This window comes from Clostridium sp. AF29-8BH (genome assembly GCF_003478145.1).
In the GTDB taxonomy this organism is placed as follows: domain Bacteria; phylum Bacillota; class Clostridia; order Lachnospirales; family Lachnospiraceae; genus Otoolea; species Otoolea fessa.
Genome location: NZ_QUEL01000033.1, coordinates 1 through 17,100 on the forward strand (window position 1 = coordinate 1; position 17,100 = coordinate 17,100).

Annotated in this window: 13 protein-coding genes; all 13 read left to right on the forward strand. The window is 50.0% G+C overall.

What is annotated here, in order from left to right; translation table 11 throughout:
* The first annotated feature begins 202 nt into the window (after positions 1-202).
* Positions 203-2,140 (forward strand): threonine--tRNA ligase, encoded by a 1,938-nt coding sequence (thrS, locus tag DWZ16_RS14200; protein ID WP_118468734.1) that lies wholly within the window; start codon positions 203-205, stop codon positions 2,138-2,140.
* A 355-nt stretch (positions 2,141-2,495) separates the two neighbouring features.
* Positions 2,496-2,810: a DUF1540 domain-containing protein gene (locus DWZ16_RS14205; protein WP_107000017.1), complete on the forward strand. Its 315-nt coding sequence runs from the start codon at positions 2,496-2,498 to the stop codon at positions 2,808-2,810.
* A 502-nt stretch (positions 2,811-3,312) separates the two neighbouring features.
* The gene (gene infC / locus DWZ16_RS14210) at positions 3,313-3,807 is read left to right on the forward strand and encodes a translation initiation factor IF-3 (protein WP_107000016.1); all 495 of its coding nucleotides are present in this window, start codon (positions 3,313-3,315) and stop codon (positions 3,805-3,807) included.
* Between the two features lie 37 nt (positions 3,808-3,844).
* Complete coding sequence (rpmI, locus tag DWZ16_RS14215) at positions 3,845-4,042, forward strand: 50S ribosomal protein L35 (RefSeq protein ID WP_022358435.1); 198 nt, start codon at positions 3,845-3,847, stop codon at positions 4,040-4,042.
* 31 nt (positions 4,043-4,073) lie between these two features.
* Positions 4,074-4,430, forward strand: coding sequence for a 50S ribosomal protein L20 (rplT, locus tag DWZ16_RS14220; RefSeq protein WP_022358436.1), 357 nt, complete (start codon positions 4,074-4,076; stop codon positions 4,428-4,430).
* Positions 4,431-4,830: 400 nt separating this feature from the next.
* Complete coding sequence (locus tag DWZ16_RS14225) at positions 4,831-6,339, forward strand: oxaloacetate decarboxylase subunit alpha (RefSeq protein WP_118523085.1); 1,509 nt, start codon at positions 4,831-4,833, stop codon at positions 6,337-6,339.
* Between the two features lie 356 nt (positions 6,340-6,695).
* Positions 6,696-9,230 (forward strand): SH3 domain-containing protein, encoded by a 2,535-nt coding sequence (locus tag DWZ16_RS14230; RefSeq protein WP_118523086.1) that lies wholly within the window; start codon positions 6,696-6,698, stop codon positions 9,228-9,230.
* A 124-nt stretch (positions 9,231-9,354) separates the two neighbouring features.
* On the forward strand, positions 9,355-11,736 hold the full coding sequence (locus DWZ16_RS14235) for a cadherin-like beta sandwich domain-containing protein (protein ID WP_118523087.1): 2,382 nt from the start codon (positions 9,355-9,357) through the stop codon (positions 11,734-11,736).
* Between the two features lie 219 nt (positions 11,737-11,955).
* The gene (locus tag DWZ16_RS14240) at positions 11,956-12,330 is read left to right on the forward strand and encodes a GntR family transcriptional regulator (protein ID WP_022359631.1); all 375 of its coding nucleotides are present in this window, start codon (positions 11,956-11,958) and stop codon (positions 12,328-12,330) included.
* A gap of 73 nt (positions 12,331-12,403) precedes the next feature.
* Entirely contained in the window at positions 12,404-12,970 is a 567-nt protein-coding gene (locus DWZ16_RS14245) for a UvrB/UvrC motif-containing protein (RefSeq protein ID WP_107000012.1), read from the forward strand.
* A complete protein-coding gene (locus DWZ16_RS14250; protein ID WP_107000011.1) occupies positions 12,954-13,988 on the forward strand; it encodes an ATP--guanido phosphotransferase in 1,035 nt (344 codons plus the stop codon). Before DWZ16_RS14245 ends, DWZ16_RS14250 begins: the two co-directional genes overlap by 17 nt.
* 28 nt (positions 13,989-14,016) lie before the next feature.
* Complete coding sequence (locus DWZ16_RS14255; RefSeq protein WP_118523088.1) at positions 14,017-16,464, forward strand: ATP-dependent Clp protease ATP-binding subunit; 2,448 nt, start codon at positions 14,017-14,019, stop codon at positions 16,462-16,464.
* Positions 16,465-16,600: 136 nt separating this feature from the next.
* On the forward strand, positions 16,601-17,014 hold the full coding sequence (locus tag DWZ16_RS14260; RefSeq protein ID WP_022359635.1) for a hypothetical protein: 414 nt from the start codon (positions 16,601-16,603) through the stop codon (positions 17,012-17,014).
* Positions 17,015-17,100 lie beyond the last annotated feature (86 nt).

A 17,100-nucleotide genomic window follows, 5' to 3' on the forward strand; every position in this document is an offset into this window, starting at 1 on the left:
AAACATCTGGCTAAGGGATTTTTTGTTTCATAGGAAATTGCGTCCTATGAAACAAAAAACGCTCCGCGGGATGCGCACTCGCGCGAAGAAGCAACATGTCGCAAGCGACCGTGCTCGGCGCGAGAATGTGCCAAGACACATTCTTTCGTGGTTCTTCTGGTCAGGAAGCTTTTATTATTTCAGAACGAAAAGGAGAAAAAAGATGAAGATCACATTAAAAGATGGCTCTGTCAAAGAATATGCGAGCCCGATGTCCATCATCGACATTGCAAAAGACATCAGCGAAGGCCTGGCGAGAGTGGCATGTCTGGGTGAGGTTGACGGTGAGGAAGAAGATCTCCGTACCGTGATCGACCATGACTGTCAGTTAAATATCCTGACTGCAAAGGATGAGAAAGGTCTGGCAGCTCTGCGCCATACCGCCAGCCATGTAATGGCACAGGCTGTAAAACGCCTTTACCCGGAGACAAAACTTGCGATTGGACCGTCCATCGCAGACGGTTTCTACTATGATGTCGATCCGGCTACCCCTCTGACTGCAGAGGATCTGCCAAAGATCGAGGCAGAGATGAAGAAAATCATCAAAGAAGCACTTCCACTGGAGCGCTTTACTCTGCCGAGAAATGAAGCGATCGAGTTCATGAAGGAGAAAGAGGAGCCGTACAAGGTAGAATTAATCGAGGATCTGCCGGAGGATGCAGAGATTAGCTTCTACCGTCAGGGTGATTTTACTGACTTATGTGCAGGACCTCACATGATGAACACCAAGGGTGTTGGTAAGGCATTTAAGCTGATGAATCTGGCAGGCGCATACTGGAGAGGCAGCGAGAAGAACAAAATGCTGACCCGTATCTATGCGACCGCATTTGCAACCAAAGAGGATCTGGAAGCATACATCACAATGATGGAAGAGGCAAAGAAACGTGACCATCGTAAACTGGGCAAAGAACTTGGCCTGTTCATGATGCACGATGCAGGTCCGGGTTTCCCGTTCTTCCTGCCGAAGGGCATGGTACTGAAAAATACCCTGCTTGATTACTGGAGAGAAATCCATAAAAAAGCTGGTTATGTAGAGATTTCCACTCCGATCATCCTGAATCGCAAGCTCTGGGAGACTTCCGGACACTGGGATCATTACAAAAACAACATGTATACAACTGTGATCGATGAAGAGGATTACGCAATTAAACCAATGAACTGTCCGGGCGGCGTTTTAGTATACGCTTCTGAGCCACGTTCCTACCGTGATCTGCCGCTACGTATGGGTGAGCTTGGTATCGTTCATCGTCATGAGAAATCTGGTCAGCTTCATGGTCTGATGCGTGTACGCTGTTTCACACAGGATGATGCACATATCTTCATGACACCGGAGCAGATCAAGGACGAGATCAAGGGCGTTGTACACCTGATCAACCAGGTATATTCCCTGTTTGGGTTCAAATATCACGTAGAGCTGTCCACCCGTCCGGAAGACAGCATGGGAAGTGATGAAGATTGGGAGATGGCAACCGAAGGCTTGCGTTCCGCTCTGGAAGAGCTGGGACTGCCGTATGTGGTAAACGAGGGCGATGGCGCATTCTATGGACCGAAGATCGACTTCCATCTGGAAGATTCTATCGGAAGAACCTGGCAGTGTGGTACCATCCAGCTTGACTTCCAGCTTCCACAGCGATTTGAATTAGAGTACACCGGAGCAGACGGCGAGAAACATCGTCCGATCATGATTCACCGTGTTGTATTTGGTTCCATCGAGCGTTTCATCGGTATCTTGATCGAGCACTTCGCGGGTGCATTCCCAACCTGGCTGGCACCGGTACAGGTAAAGATTCTTCCGATCTCTGACAAATACGCAGATTACAGCAAGGAAGTTCTGGACAAGCTGACCGAGGCTGGCATCCGTGCAGAGATGGATACACGTTCCGAGAAGATCGGCTACAAGATCCGCGAGGCACAGACCCAGAAGATCCCGTACATGCTGGTTGTTGGACAGAAAGAGGAAGAAGAGAAGACCGTTTCCGTCCGCAGCCGTTTTGCGGGTGACGAGGGCGCAAGCAGTGTAGAGAGCTTCATCGAGTCTATCCAGAAGGAGATCGAAGAGAAAAACCTGCGTGAGACTGTGAAAGCAGACGAAGCTAAATAATTTTGAAAAATTAAAAAATCAGGCAGACGCATCTGTGAGATAAAATCATGGATGCGTTTGTTTTAGTTTGCACGAATAAATCCAAAAAAGAAGCAGATACTACTCCTGAATCTAAAAACCAGTAACTGTTCACAGGCAGGAATTTTCTGAACTGAAAGTTCCGTACGATACAGTTCTGGTTGCAGATTTTGCCGATTTGGAATGCGAAGTATCGGCAAAATCCCGTTACTGGTCATACATGTGTGAACAGCAACGAAAACCATGACACATTGAAAAGTGTATCGCTGAAAAGTTTGACGGCTGGATGCCGGAGGAGACTTTCGGTGATGCATGTCAGAAAACAGGAGGAAAAATCATGACAAAACTGGATTGTAGTGTAACCGGATGTATGCACAATGCGGAAAACTGCTGCTGTAAAAATACCATTCTGGTAGAAGGAAAGACGGCGCAGGATAAATGCGATACCTGCTGTGGCAGCTTCGACGAGAAGAAAGGCGGCACATTCCGCAACCTTTTTAAAACACCGGAGAGCCGTCTCGAAGTAGAGTGCGAGGCAACGAACTGTGTTTATAATACAGACCGCCGGTGCAGCGCGGAACACATCGGAATCACCGGAGGCAATGCGACAGTTTCTATGCAGACGGAATGTTCGAGTTTCCAGAAACGGTGACTGATGCGGTTTTCTTTTTTAATAGAAGAAAGATTGCATAAATATTCGAAATAAAAAATGCCGCCGGATATGGAAAATTCTGTCAGGAAGGAAGCAAAACCGGGCAGAGGTAATGATATCCGGCGGTAGTTTTTAGTATGTCCGTAAATGTATTTGCGTACGTTGCCGTCATTTGCGCAACACGTGAACCATATTTAAAAATCATTTGTAAATCTTCTCAAAAATCTTCTCAAAAATCTCGAAAAAACCGGTTGACATTCCAAAGAAACCATAGTATACTAACAAAAGTTGTGAGGAAACAACTTCACGAAGACAGGAAAGCAGGTTATCTACCTCACCTCAGCACGAGCAAGTGACTGTGGGTTCATAAATTTGAGAAATTTCCTATATTGGATTTCCTATTATGAGTAAGTGGATGGTCTGTACTGTTCACTTATTTTTTTGACACTGAATCAACCAAAATCATCACATATCATGGGGGTGCACGACTATTAGCGAGTTAATGATTAACGAACAGATTAGAGACAGAGAGGTTCGTTTGATTGGCGAAAATGGAGAGCAGCTTGGAATCATGTCCGCAAAGGATGCTTACAAGTTAGCGAAAGAAGCGGAACTGGATTTAGTAAAGATTGCTCCGACTGCGAAGCCGCCGGTCTGCAAGATTATCGATTACGGTAAATACAGATACGAGCTTGCAAGAAAAGAAAAAGAAGCTAAGAAGAAACAGAAGGTAATCGAGATCAAGGAAGTTCGTCTTTCCCCGAATATCGATGAAAATGACCTGAATACCAAGATGAACAATGCGAGAAAATTCCTGGAAAAAGGCAATAAAGTAAAGGTTACACTTCGTTTCAGAGGTCGTGAGATGGCACATATGTCAAAGACAAAGTATATCCTTGACGATTTTGCAGAGAAGCTTGCCGATATCGCAGCCGTTGATAAACCGGCAAAAGTAGAAGGAAGAAGTATTGTACTGTTCCTTTCTGCGAAACGCTAGATATAAGGACATAACTATTATTAAGGAGGACTACACCATGCCTAAAATGAAAACAAGCAGAGCAGCTGCTAAACGTTTTAAAACAACCGGAACCGGAAAGTTAGTAAGAAATAAAGCTTACAAATCCCACATCTTAACTAAGAAATCTACAAAGAGAAAAAGAAATCTTAGAAAAGACATCGTTACTGATGCTACAAACAGCAAGGTAATGAAGAAGATTTTACCGTACTTATAAGATTCGAGGATTAAGAAGGAGGAAATAACCGATGGCAAGAGTAAAAGGCGGATTAAACGCTAAAAAGAAACACAATAGAGTATTAAAGCTGGCAAAGGGTTACAGAGGCGCACGTTCCAAACAGTACCGTGTAGCTAAGCAGTCCGTAATGAGAGCTCTTACAAGCTCCTACGCTGGTCGTAAAGAGAGAAAGAGACAGTTCAGACAGCTGTGGATCGCTCGTATCAACGCAGCAGCACGTATCAATGGTCTGTCCTACAGCAAGTTCATGTACGGCTTAAAGCAGGCTGGTGTTGAGATGAACCGCAAGATCCTTTCTGACATGGCTATCAACGATGCAGAAGGTTTCGCAAAACTGGCAGAGCTGGCTAAGTCCAAACTTGCGTAAGCAAAGAGCAGTGCGAAAAAAAGAAGCCACACACAGAAGCGTTGTGTTTATACAAAAGCGGCTGTGTGTGGCTTCTTTTTTTTCATAGGGCGAATGCCCGACAGCGAGGAAAAACGAAGTTTTTTCGAGCTGCCGCACTGCGGACTAGAAAGACGTGACCAAGAAATTTTTTTTCTCCAGCCGCCCCCACGCGGCGCAGAGGAAAGCTCCCTGACATCAGCAAAAATCACAACCCACATTTCCACGATATAGAATTTACTTATGAAATTATATTAAAAAAACTATCCAGAAATCGGAAAACTTGTGGTATAATAGATAAAAATATGGCTGTGAATTATTTAATCAGCCAGGTCGCAGATAGTTGACTCATAATAAAAGTGTATTGGGAGGTATCTTTAGAATGGCAAATGAAAAGAAAAAGCCGGTTAAGATCGTGGAAACTGTCCTTCGTGACGCGCACCAGTCTCTGATTGCAACCAGAATGACAACGGAGCAGATGCTTCCGATCATCGGAAAGATGGATGAGGTTGGATACCATGCAGTAGAATGCTGGGGCGGAGCGACATTCGATGCCAGCCTTCGTTTCCTGAAGGAGGATCCGTGGGAGCGCCTTAGAAAGCTGAGAGATGGTTTTAAGAAGACAAAACTTCAGATGCTGTTCCGTGGACAGAATATTCTGGGTTATAACCACTATGCAGATGATGTGGTAGAATATTTCGTACAGAAATCAGTTGCCAATGGTATTGATATTATCCGTATTTTTGATTGTTTAAATGATATCCGCAACCTGGAGACAGCGGTAAAGGCAGCCAACAAAGAAAAAGCACACGCACAGATAGCGCTGAGCTATACACTGGGTGATGCATATACACTGGATTATTGGAAAGACATTGCAAAGAGAATCGAGGATATGGGCGCTGATTCCCTGTGTATCAAGGATATGGCAGGTCTTCTGACTCCGTATAATGCAGAGATCCTTGTAAAAGCACTGAAAGAGGCAGTTGATCTTCCGATTGATATCCATACGCATTACACCTCCGGCGTTGCAGCCATGACTTACTTAAAGGCAGTGGAAGCGGGCGCTGACATGATCGATACCGCGATGTCCCCATTCTCGATGGGAACGAGCCAGCCGGCGACCGAGGTTATGGTTGAGACCTTCAAAGGTACTCCGTATGATACCGGACTGGATCAGGAAAAACTGGCGGAGATCGCAGATTACTTCCGCCCGATGCGTGAGGAAGCGTTAAAGAGTGGTCTGATGAATACCAAGGTTCTGGGCGTTGACATCAATACCCTGCGTTATCAGGTTCCGGGCGGTATGCTTTCCAACCTGGTTTCCCAGCTGAAAGAAGCGCGCGCAGAGGATAAATACTACGATGTTCTGAAAGAGATCCCGAGAGTCCGCAAAGACTTCGGTGAGCCGCCGTTAGTTACTCCGTCTTCCCAGATCGTTGGTACGCAGGCTGTATTAAATGTCCTGATGGGCGAGCGCTACAAGATGTTCACAAAGGAATCCAAGAAACTTCTGATGGGCGAGTTCGGACAGACTGTAAAGCCGTTCGACAAAGAAGTTCAGAAGAAAGCAATCGGCGATGCAAAACCGATCACCTGTCGTCCGGCAGATCTGATCGAGCCGCAGCTTGAGAAGATTGAGGCGGAGATGAAGCAGTGGAAGCAGCAGGATGAGGATGTCCTGACTTATGCACTGTTCCCACAGGTAGCAAAAGAGTTCTTCGAGTCCCGTCCGGCAAAGAAACCGCCGGTTGAGAAACGCGAAATCCTGAAAGCGGCTGCACCGGAAGTAAAGAAAGCACCGGTGTCCACTGAGGAGATGGATGGAAACGGAATCAATACCTGGGCTGGAAGAAAAAGCGAGTCTACCAGATCTAAGCTAAAAAGAATTTAAGGATTTTGAGCCAAAAGGAGTGCCAGAATCGGTAGAGTGTACCGGGTTGGCACTCCTTTTTATGCTACTATGCATTCAAAAATCATATATCCGGAAAACATTTCAAAGCCAACCTATACTGCTTCTAAAAATTAAGGAAATCTTACAATTTCGCGCAAAGACCCCAAATTTTGCGAAGTTTTTTCGGTAAGGTTGACACATATGGTCTTTTTTCATTATAATAGATACGATTGTAAAAACGTGAAAAAGATGGAAAACAGTCGAGCGGCTGTCTGGAAATGCGGCGGCAGACAGAATAAGAATTCCGCTGCGGGGGATGAATTGCAGAAAACGCAGCAGAATGAGGAGATAGACGGATGAAAAAATGGAAGTTATTGGGGAAACGGGCGGCGGCGTTTCTGCTGGGCGCTGTGATGGCGGTCAACCCAGGGCTGGCAGGTACTGCAGCAGAGTCTTTGCTGGGGATCGTCAGCTATGCGGAAGAGAGAACCGCGTCGGTCAATGCGACAAACCTGAATGTCCGGAGTGGTCCGGGCACTTCGTATCAGGCACTAGCGAAGCTGTCCAAGGGCGCACCGGTTACAGTACTTGGTGAGCAGACGGGAACGGATGGCGTCGTATGGTATCAGATACGATATAGCGGAAGCGGCGGTGAGCAGACGGGGTATGTTTCGAGCAAATACATAAAGTTTCCGACGGCGATCAAATCGGATTCGGATTTTGAAAGCTATCTGACAAAGCAGGGATTTCCGGAGAGCTATAAACAGGGGCTCCGGGAATTGCATGCACAATATCCGAATTGGACGTTCACGGCGTTCCAGACGAATCTGGATTGGAACACAGCGTTGAAAAATGAAAGCGTGATCGGGCGGAACCTGGTTGCGAGCAGCAGCATTTCGTCCTGGAAATCGACCGAGACAGGTGCGTATGACTGGGGAACCGGAACCTGGCCGGGTTTTGACGGAAGCTCCTGGGTACAGGCGTCTTCGGATATTATCGCCTATTATATGGATCCGCGGAATTTCTTAAATGATAAATATATTTACCAGTTCATGAAACAGTCGTATGACAGTTCGCTTCACACGAAGACGGGGCTGCAGAACATGGTGAGCGGAACCTTCCTTTCCGGCACGGTGTCGGGCGGCTCGTCGGTATCGGCCGGTACGGGAAGTAGTTCAGGAAGCTCTTCTTCCGGTTCAGCGACGGGACCGGGAAGTTCGTCAGGTTCGAGCGGAAGCAGCGCCGGTCTGTCGTCTCCGATTGCTTCGATCAGCGATCATAAGACGGAGCGGGTGGCAGCGACCAATGGACCGGGCATGGCGGGAGATGGATTTTCTTCCAACAATGCAGACGGGGAGACGGCGCCGGTCAGCAGCGGCACATCGAATAAGTCATCGGGGACAACCAGCAGCACGGCTGGAACCACCAGTGGCAGTACAAGCGCACCGGGAAGCAGCACAACCGGAACAACTTCTGGTTCAACCAGCAGCGGAAGAACAAGTGCGCCGGGAAGTGGCACTTCCAGCAGTTCGGGAACTTCCACGGGAGTGGCGCAGCAGTCTGCAATCGGCACTTCCTATGTAGATATCATCATGAATGCGGCATCCGAATCGGGAGTCAATCCATATATTCTGGCGTCGATGATTCTGCAGGAACAGGGCAGCCAGGGAACCGGACGCAGTATTTCCGGAACGGTGTCCGGCTATCAGGGATATTATAACTTCTTTAATATAGAGGCATATCAGTCCGGCTCGATGAGTGCGGTAGAACGCGGACTCTGGTGGGCATCCCAGTCGGGAAGCTATCTGCGCCCGTGGAACAGCATCGAGAAATCGATCCGCGGCGGTTCGGTTTATTATGGCGAGAATTATGTGAAAAAAGGGCAGGATACGCTGTACTTAAAGAAATTTAATGTGCAGGGCAGCAACCTTTATAAACACCAGTACATGACGAACGTGCAGGCGGCAGCTGCCGAAGGACTGACGCTTTCGAAGATCACGGCATTGGCAAATACAACACTTGAGTTCTCGATTCCGGTGTATAAAAATATGCCGGCGGGCGCCTGCGTCAAACCGACGCTGGACGGCAGCCCGAACAACAAGCTGTCGGCGCTGGGTGTCGATGGATTTGCACTGACACCGACCTTTAACCGAGATACAGAGTCCTACGATCTGATCGTGGATCCGTCGGTGGCAAGCGTGACGGTAGCAGCGAGCGCGATTGATTCCAAGGCAACGATTGCCGGAACGGGAACGGTCGATCTGCAGAGCGGTGTCAATGAGATCACCGTGACGGTCAAAGCGGCAAATGGAAATCTGCGAAATTACGTCCTTCACGTAGTGCGCCAGTCAGGCGGTCCGACCTACTCAAGCTCGATTGGAAGCGGCGTTTCCTCTGGAAGCAGCTCTAGCGGTCCGGCGACGGGACCGGGCATGTCTTCAGGAAGCAGTTCAGGAAATTCTTCCTCCGGCGGTTCGGATGTGCAGATTGTCGGTCCGACCTCTTCGGGAAGCAGTCCAGGAAGCTCTCCTTCCGGGCAGTCTGCACCGGGATCGAATGTGAATGGATTTGGGAGCGGCAGTTCCGGAACCCTGATTGCGCCAAATGGGGAGTCTGTCGGGAGCGCCGGCAGTCCGCAGGGGAGCCAGTCGCCGACCAGCGCGGCGGCACCATCCCAGTCCACATCGGGAACGCATGCGGCATCGTCGGTGCGCGGGGATGTCAACGGCGACGGTAAGCTGAACATCATGGATATCCTGCTGGCACAGCGGTCGATACTGGGACTTGGAAAGTTAAGAGCGGAGGAAATCGCGCGCGCCGACCTAAATGGAAATGGAAAAGTAGATATTTTGGATATTCTTCTGATGCAGAAGAAGATTCTGGGACTGTAGGGATATTTCACGTACCTGCGGCTGGTCTTGAGAGATGGCAGCGGGTACGTGAAAATTTGTAAAGAAAGGGAACGGTGCAGATATGGGACCGTTACCAATAAAGAATATAGGACAGGGCAGTTGAATGAAAAGGTTTAAAAATATCATATTAGGTATACTTGCGGCAGGTATGCTGACGGTGGCGGCGCCGGTTGGCGGGATCAGCGCCTATGCATCCAGCGCAAAAATTTCATTTTCCGATCCGAGTGCGACGGTGGGTCAGGAGTTCAGCGTCAATGTGAAGATCTCCTCTCAGGATGGAAATCTAGGGGCATCCGACGTGGTACTTTCCTATGATCCGTCGGTCATTGAGTTTGTGAGCGGAAATAACGCAAGCGGCGGTGCAGGTTCAGTCCGCCTGGTTGGAACGATGGATTCCAATTCGACGAAGGCATTTTCCTATACGCTGAAATTCAAGGCAGTGCAGGCGGGAAATACTTCGATCTCTGTGGGAAGTTATGAAGTCTATGACTCAGATGCACAGGCAGTCACAGTTTCTAAAACGGGGACGGCGAGCGTCAAAGTAAAAGCACCGGCAACCTCCTCGGCGGAAGCGGCGCTTTCGTCCTTGAAGATTTCTCCAGGAACACTTTCCCCTGCATTTTCGCCAAATGTGACTTCCTATACGGCGCAGGTAGGAGCCAGCGTCGATAAGCTGGCGGTCAGCGCGAGTGCGAAGGACAGCAAGGCGAAAGTCCTTGTCAGCGGTGATTCCGGCTTAAAGGTAGGTGCTAATACCGTTGTCTGCAAGGTGACGGCGGAGGATGGACAGACAACTAAGAGCTACACGATCACAGTCAATAAGCTCGATACGGTCGATGTGCCGTCAGAGGCGGAGACAGGGGCTGAAACAGAGGCAGTTGGGACAACGCCGGTTGTGAAAAACGGGCTGGATGTGGAAATAGACGGCGTTTCCTATACGGTGGCGACGGAATTTGATGCCTCCCTGCTTCCGGAAGGATATACGCAGTCTACCTGTACTTATGGCGGTTCAGAGGTCCAGTGTGGAAATGGCAATGACCTGACGCTTTTGTATTTGCAGGGTGCCGATGGAAATGGTGCATTTTATATTTATATACCGGAATCCGGTGTGTTATCGCCGTATGTGACGATCGATGTGACAGCAAAGTCGATTCTGGTGCTTCCACCGGATGAGTCGGTTCAGATTCCGGATGGATTTATGGAGACGACCATTCAGTTAAACGGCACGTATAAAGTGCAGGGCTGGGTGTGGAAGAGCGATGAACAGCAGAAGTATTGTGTCGTATATGGTATGAATGAGAGCGGCGAGAAGTCGCTGTATCGGTATGATATTGCAGAAAAGACCTTCCAGCGGTATTTTGAAGACCCGTCTCTGGCAACTAAATACGATGATGCACAAGTGGAAGAGATTGTAGATAAGTACAACGCACTTTGCAGGGATTATAATATCCGCTTTGTCATGCTTGCGGTTCTGGGCGTAGCGTGTGTAATCTTGTTCTTTATCGTGATCAATCTTCTGCTCAAGCGGAAAGAGTGGAGAGAGGAAGCGCAGGCAGCCGGAGGCAGACAGAGGTCCAAGCGTCGTCCGTCATCGCCGAATGCACGACCGGCGGCAGACGCACGGGTGAAACGAGGCACTGGGCGCGACAAGAGAGAAGATGGGGAAATGATGCCGGCAAGACCGGCAGCGCGGAGTGAGAAGGAGCGCATGGCAGCGGATGACAGACGCCGCCCGTCCGCAGAGCGGATGGAGGAAGGGCGTCGGAGTGCGCGCCGAACCCAAGAGACGCTGGAGACAAGACCGGTTCGCCGGGAGCGGGAAGAGGAGCGCGAGATGCAGCCGGTCCGCCGGACAAGGGAAGATGAGCGCGCGTCCCAGCCTGTTCGCCGAGAGCGGAGTATGGAGGCAGCATCGGCAGACCGCGCAAAACGGATGCCGGAGGAAAGACGCCGCCGGGAAGCAGGAAGCGAAAATCGTTCCGAACGCGTTCGTAGAGAAATGCCAGAAGAAAGCAGTCCGGCTTGTGTCCGCAGAGAGGCATCAGAAGAAGAACGTCTGCAGCGCACCCGCAGAGATGCGGCAGAGGAAAGCCATTCAGAGCGTCCGCGCAGAACTTCGGCAGACGGAAGCCGCGCAGAGCGGGAACGCCAGGCAGTGGCAGAAAGCCGACGCACAGAACGGGAACGTGCCGTTTCAGCAAAAGAAAGCCGCCTGCAGCGCGATTACACGCCTGCATCGGCGCATCGTGCGGCGAAAGAGTCTGCAGCATCGGGAGAACGCCGGAATGCGCGCCCGGCGATTTATGTGCGCCCGGCATCCCGCTCGGAGCTTTACTACACGCTGGAACGGGAGGAATACGGTGATCGCCCAACGAGATATGAGTCGGAATCAGAGCGATCCAGACGCGCCCGCGAGGCAAAAGCCCGGTTAGAGCGGGATCGGCGTGATGAGGATGGATTTGAGTATATCGACGATCCGCAGTAAATAAAAGAGGAAAAGATGGATATCTGTCCAGGAGATTTCTGGCGGGTATCTGTCTTTTCTTTTATATCGATTTTTTTTGTAACAAGTTCACACAATTAACACAGTTTTACAGTTGACGAAAACACCTGTTTGTTATACAATCTATATAACAAATGATAAAACAGGCGGCTGACTGTATTTAGAAACGGGGTCTGCCGTCAGAATGAAAGATGGTGGAGTATGATTGTAGAGATTGATTTTAACAGTGAGGAAGCGCTTTATATTCAGCTCATAAACCAGATCATCATCGGGATTGCGACCGACCAGATCCGGGAGGGCGATACGCTGCCATCCGTGCGCCAGTTAGCGGATAACATCGGAATTAACATGCACACGGTCAACAAGGCATATTCTGTACTGAAACAGGAAGGTTTTCTGCGTGTGGACCGCCGCCGCGGGGCAGTGATTGCACTTGACACGGATAAGATGCGGACGATCTCGGAGATGCGCCGGGATCTCAGTGTAATTCTGGCAAGAGGTGTCTGTAAAAATGTGAGCCGCGAGGAGGTTCACAATCTGGTGGATTCCATTTATGACGCATTTACAGCGGAATAGCAGGTTCCGGCTGCGGGCGATGGTTTTTGTGTATTGGAACCGTTGCGGGATGTGTATGTTGGGAGGATAAATTATGCTGTGTGAGAAATGTGGGATTCGCGAAGCGAATATTAAATATACAGAAGTGTTTAACGGCGTCAAGACAGAGCATAATCTCTGCGCCCAGTGCGCGAAAGAGATGGATCTGGGACCGTACTCGGCACTGATTGAGGGAGAATTTCCGCTTGGAAAACTGCTTTCGAGCCTTTTGGGACTGACGGATGCGTCTGCCAGCCAGGCACCGAAAGAGGATGTGGTATGCCCGACCTGCGGCACGACGTATGAAGAATTTATCAAGAACAGCCGTTTCGGATGCGCGGACTGTTATCATGTGTTTGATCCGTTGCTTGGAGAGAAAATTAAGAAATTGCAGGAAAATTCGAGCCATACCGGCAAACATCCGAAGATCCAGCCGCGCAGTCAGGCGGCTGCAGAGGTGACGAAGAAAGGAGAACTGGAATTCAGCCCGGAAGAGCAGATTAAGCAGCTGAAACGCAGGCTGGAAGCGGCGTTGCAGGAAGAAGACTATGAGACGGCTGCTGCCTGCCGGGATAAGATACACAGTCTGGAAGGAGAGATGAGACATGACGAAATGGTTTGAGGAAGTGGCGAATGATGCGTCCAATATCGTTTCCAGCCGGGTGCGTCTGTCTCGGAACTGGGAGGAATATAAATTTCCGAGCCGTCTGGAGCCGGATGAGGCGCGGACGATGATTGCCCGTTTAAAACAGAATTTCCGCGATCTGGGTGACCGGGACGGTCAGTTTTATGAATATGAAGATCTGGAATTGATGGAGAAGCTTGACCGCACCGCATTGCGGGAACGGCGGCTTTTAAACCGCACGCTGGCGGAGAAGACGACGCCGGGCGGGATCCTCTGTTCGGAGGATGAGCGGGTCAGCATGGTATTAAATGCGGACGATCATATCCGGTTACAGGTGCTGGCATCGGGACTCGATCTGCAAGAATGTTATGCAAAAGCGGATGCGCTGGATGATTATATCAACGAGAAGATTCCGTATGCATTTAATGAGAAATATGGATATCTGACGTCCTATCCGACGAATGTCGGAACAGCAATGAAGGCGTCCGTGGTCGTGCATCTGCCGTCTCTGACAATGAATAAGAAATTTCAGGAACTTCTGGGCGATATGGGACGTTTCGGCACGACCGTGCGCGGCGTTTATGGCAGAGGCAATGAAAACTACGGCGATTTGTACGAGGTAGTCAATCAGAAGACACTCGGCATCACCGAACAAGAGATTCTGGAGCTGGTAGCCAACGTGGCGGGGCAGCTCTCGGCGCAGGAAAATCAGTTCCGCGAGGTTTCTCTGTCGAGGCACCGCCTGGAGCGGGAGGATGAGGCGTACAAGTCCTACGGCGTTCTGAAATATGCGCGCCGGATGACGCTCAAGGAAGCGATGACATTTCTATCTCATGTCTGGGCGGGCATCGCGGACGGGCTGTTAAAACCGGCAGAATTTGTGAGTATTTACCGCCTGATGATCGGCATCCAGCCGGCAAACTTACAGAAACGTTCGAGCAAGCCGCTGGGACGTGAGGAATTGGAGGCAGAGCGGGCGCGGTATCTGCGTGAGGAACTGCCGAAGCTGGTGTAAAGTAAAAAGAAACAGGAGGAACAGTAAAATGATCGATCGTTTTACTCAGAAAGCCAGAGAAGCGATCCGTCTGGCAGTCGAGACAGCGCAGGAGCTGGAACACGGCTATGTGGGGACGGAGCATCTGCTTTTAGGACTGATAAAAGAGGAAACTGGCGTGGCGGCAGCGGTTCTGGCAGAACATGATGTGACAGAAGAGCGTGTCATGGAACTGATGGAGCGTCTGATAAGCCCGGCAGTGGCAACTCAGGTAGAGGGACAGATTGAGTATACGCCGGGGGCGCGTGCCGTACTGCAGGCGAGTTATGATGAGGCGGTTTTTTTCAAAGCGCCTCTGATTGGAACGGAGCACATCCTGATTGCTATCATCAAGGATGGAAAATCAACTGCGTGCCGTTTACTCAATACAATGAATGTTAATATTCAGAAATTATATGTGGATCTGATGGGGGCTATGGGCGATGATGCGCCGTCCGAGGCAGCGGAAGATGCGGCAGCAGGACGGGTGCGCCCGGAGAAAGGCAATACACCGAATCTGGACAATTTCAGCCGGGATCTGACCCAGATGGCGCGGGACGGAAAGCTCGATCCAGTCATCGGCAGGGAACGGGAAATGAAACGTGTTATTCAGATTTTAAGCCGCCGGACGAAGAATAATCCGTGCCTGATCGGGGAACCAGGCGTCGGAAAGACGGCGGTTGTGGAAGGTCTGGCACAGTTCATTGTTTCCGGCAATGTACCGGAGACGATCGCGAAAAAGCGGGTTGTCAGCCTCGATTTGTCCGGCATGGTCGCAGGATCCAAGTATCGCGGTGAGTTCGAAGAGCGGATTAAGAAGGTACTTGCCGAGGTGCGGGAGAGTGGAAATGTGCTCTTGTTTATTGATGAGATTCACACGATCATCGGTGCAGGCGGCGCGGAGGGCGCGATCGATGCCTCCAATATCCTGAAACCGTCGCTGGCGAGGGGCGAGATTCAGCTCATTGGTGCGACGACGCTGGAAGAATACCGCAAATACATCGAAAAAGATGCGGCCTTGGAACGCCGGTTTCAGCCGGTTATGGTAGATGAGCCGACGGAGGCGGAATCCATCGAGATTTTGAAGGGGCTTCGCAGCCGCTATGAGGAGCACCACAAGGTAACGATCCAGGATGAGGCGCTGGTGGCAGCGGTGCGCCTGTCTGCCCGCTATATTAATGACCGTTTCCTGCCGGACAAAGCGATCGATCTGATCGATGAAGCATCCTCGAAGCTGCGTCTGACTGTATATACGGAGCCGGAGGAGATCAAAAAGCTCGAAGCGGAGATCAAAAAACTCGAAGACCAGAAGGAAGAGGCGATCAAGGCTGAAGCCTACGAGAAAGCCGGTGAGATCAAGAAGAAGCAGCAGAAAAAGCAGGAAAAGATTGAAAAGATTCGTGAAAAATGGGAAAAAGAGAAAAATTCACGCAAGTTAGTGGTCGGTGAAAATGAGATTGCGGACATTGTTTCTGACTGGACGAAGATCCCGGTTCGCAAGCTGGCAGAAGAAGAGTCAGAGCGGCTGTTGAAACTGGAGTCCATTCTGCATGAGCGTGTGGTCGGACAGGAGGAAGCTGTATCCGCCGTGGCGCGTGCGATCCGCCGTGGTCGTGTGGGACTCAAGGATCCGAAGCGGCCGATCGGTTCGTTTCTGTTCCTGGGGCCGACGGGTGTCGGAAAAACAGAGCTTTCCAAGGCACTCTCGGAGGCGATGTTTGGCACGGAAAATGCGATGATCCGCGTTGATATGTCGGAGTACATGGAGAAACACAGCGTTTCCAAGATGATCGGTTCGCCGCCAGGATATGTTGGCTACGAGGAGGGCGGACAGCTCAGCGAGAAGGTGCGTCGCAATCCATATTCGGTTATTCTCTTTGATGAGATTGAAAAAGCGCATCCGGATGTATTTAACATTCTGCTGCAGATCCTCGATGACGGACACATTACGGACGCACAGGGACGGAAGGTGGATTTCAAGAACACGATTCTGATTATGACCTCCAATGCGGGCGCTGAAAATATTATTTCCCCGAAGCGGCTTGGATTCTCGTCGGAGAGCGGTGAGAAAGCGGATTATGCGTTTATGAAAGAGCGCGTGATGGAGGAAGTGCGCCGGATGTTTAAGCCGGAGTTCTTAAACCGGATCGACGAGATTTTAGTATTCCATCCTTTGACGAAGGAGAATATCAAGACGATCGCGGGCATTCTGCTGCGCGGCATCGAGAAAAGGACGAAGGATCAGCTTGGGATGACGCTCACGATCACAGATGATGCGATCGATTTCCTGGCAGACAAGGGATATGATTCCAAATATGGTGCAAGACCGTTGCGCCGGACGATCCAGACTCAGATCGAGGATCAGCTTTCCGAGAAGATTCTGGAAGGCACGATCCGGAAAAAAACAGAGGTTCGGATTGAAAAAGACGGCGACCAGCTGAAATTTGAGACGGTCTAAAGGGCAGGATAAAGGGCAGGAAACGAAAAGACTGGTAAACCCGGTCGAAGTGTGTTAAAATGATACTACTGAGTAACTGTGTAAGTGCGGAGCAGTTGCGATATTGATTAAAAGGATACTAGGAGGATAAAGCATTATGCCAGTAGTTAGCGAGTTAATCCGCATCGAGGATGACGGAACCATCAGTTTTGGCAATTATATGTTAGCAGCAAAGTCCAAGCTGCAGGATTTTGAATTTCAGGGCGATCTTTATAAGGTAAAAACATTCGGCGAGATTACCAAGCTGGAGCGCAACGGAATGTTCGTATATGAGTCGGTACCGGGCACGGCAGTCAATCATTTCCAGGCGGGAGATACTTCCGTACAGTTTTCGGTTGAGGGCGAGAAGGATGCTCAGATTACCATTCAGTTAGAGGATGAGCGTGAGTATGAGGTATATGTAGACGGTGTATCGGTCGGCGGCATGAAGACCAACGTCAGCGGCAAACTGGTACTGAGCGTGGAGCTGAACCCGGGCAAGGCAACCGCAATCCGGATTGAAGCCAGATAAGGAAAAGAAAAACAAAACGTTACGTACAAGTTACAATGCGTGAGATGAAAGCTGCTGCATGGCAGGAATGGCGGGCGTGTGCGCCG